The sequence below is a fragment of the Arthrobacter sp. Y3223164 genome (assembly GCF_059091005.1).
Genome location: NZ_JBNHGF010000468.1, coordinates 1 through 1,867, shown reverse-complemented (window position 1 = coordinate 1,867; position 1,867 = coordinate 1). Strand labels below are relative to the sequence as shown.

Below are 1,867 nucleotides of genomic sequence, written 5' to 3'. Positions count from 1 at the left end.
CACCGCGGCAACCCACCACTGCGACGGCAGGTCCCGCACCGAGGCCAGGACGCCGCCCGCCTCGGCCGAGCCCAGCGGCAACAACACCTGCTCGGGGCTCCGGATATTAGTACCCAGCGCGTCCGCTACCCGCGAAACCGCCAACTCCACCATGGGGGCGATATCCAGCGTGACGGCCGCCTCTCCCCCGGAAGTCCCGGAGAACGTATGCGCGTGAGACAGGGCCAGCGACTCCTTCAGGGCCCGCGGGAATCCGGCCAGTTCGGTCATCGCTCCCGCGGTTCGCTCCACGATGGGCCGCACGAGTTCCTGCAGGCCGGCCGGCAACTCGGCACTGCCGGCAACTTCTTCCGTGATGGTGGCGGCCAGCGCCGACCGGAACCCGGCGTCGTCGCCCAGCGGGGCGGCCAGCGACACGAAGCCCCCACGGTCAAGCACCCGTTGGTTGGCCCAGGCCCCGCACAGCGCGGCTCCGGCGAGGAGCACGGCCAGCAGCCCGCCGACCGCAGCCAACAACGTCCGCACGGTCTCCTCCGTTTCCTTGCTTTGCTTCAGGCAGATCCGGCGGGCCTCGAGGAGCGCCGCCTACCCCTACCCAGTACAACAGAGAATCGGTTTGACAGAGATAACTGGTAAGAATGGAGGGTCTCCGGCAGCCGTCGGAATCACACCTCCGGAAGGGGCAATTCATGGAGTCAAGCGCGGTCCAAGGCGCCGGCACCGGACAATCGACCCTGCCCCCGACTGCCAACCAGACGACGGCGGACAACCCGTGGCCGCTGCGGCTGCTGTCCCAAAAGCTCAAGATGCACATCGACCGCGTGCCGCCCACCTGGGTCGAAGGCCAGGTCATTGAGCTCAACCGCCGGAACGCCACCACCTACCTGACGCTGCGGGACACCGACGCCGAGGCATCCTTCAGCCTGGTGGTCTGGGGCAGCGTGATGGCGCGCCTGGAGCTGCCGCTGGAACCGGGCTCCCGGGTGGTGGCCCAGATCAAACCGGACCTCTACGTCAAGACCGGGCGGCTGACCATGCAGACCCGGGACATCCGGCCGGTGGGGCTCGGCGACCTGCTGGTCCGGTTGGAGCGGCTGCGCCGGGCGCTGGCCGCCGAAGGGCTCTTCGATCCGTCCCGCAAGCGGCGGCTGCCCCTGCTGCCGCACCGCATCGGCCTCATTACCGGCCGCGATTCCGACGCCATGAAGGACGTCATCCGGAATGCCTCGCTGCGCTGGCCCGCCGTCGAATTCGAGGTCCGGGAAGTTGCCGTCCAGGGCGTGAATGCCGTGGCGCAGGTGATGCAGGCACTCGCCGAGCTCGACGCCCGCAACGATGTGGACGTCATCGTCATCGCCCGCGGCGGAGGTTCACTGGAGGACCTGCTGCCCTTCAGCAACGAGGATTTGGTCCGGGCGGTGGCCGCCGCCGCCACGCCGGTGGTGAGCGCCATCGGACACGAAGCGGACCGGCCCCTGCTCGACGACGTCGCGGACCTGCGTGCCTCCACGCCGACGGACGCCGCCAAGCGCATCGTCCCTGACGTCAGCGAGGAACTGCATCGCATCGGGCAGGCCCGCGCCCTGCTTGCCCGCCGGGTGGAGCAGATGGTCCACCGCGAAACCGAACGCCTGGCCGCGCTGCGCAGCCGCCCGGTGATGGCAAACCCCGCGGGCATGGTGGATGTCCGGGCGGAAGATCTCCACCGGCTCGTCTCCCGGGCCCACCAGGCCGTCTCGGCGGCCGTGCACCGTGACAGCGACCGGGTCGCCCACCTGAAGGCACAGGTGCGCGCACTGTCCCCCCAGAACACCCTGGACCGCGGCTATGCCGTGGCCCAGCTGCCCGACGGCCGGGTGCTGCGCGA

At 70.0% G+C, this 1,867-nt stretch carries 1 protein-coding gene and 1 pseudogene; one reads left to right on the top strand and one right to left on the bottom strand.

Features of this window, described 5'->3' with window-relative positions; translation table 11 throughout:
* Nucleotides 1-525 (bottom strand): annotated as a pseudogene (locus tag AC5RUJ_RS15470) (hypothetical protein); the annotation flags it as partial.
* A 164-nt stretch (nucleotides 526-689) separates the two neighbouring features.
* Here AC5RUJ_RS15470 and xseA point away from each other — a divergent pair.
* Nucleotides 690-1,867: exodeoxyribonuclease VII large subunit (gene xseA, locus AC5RUJ_RS15465; RefSeq protein ID WP_494156155.1), on the top strand; the 1,178-nt coding region annotated here is incomplete at its 3' end.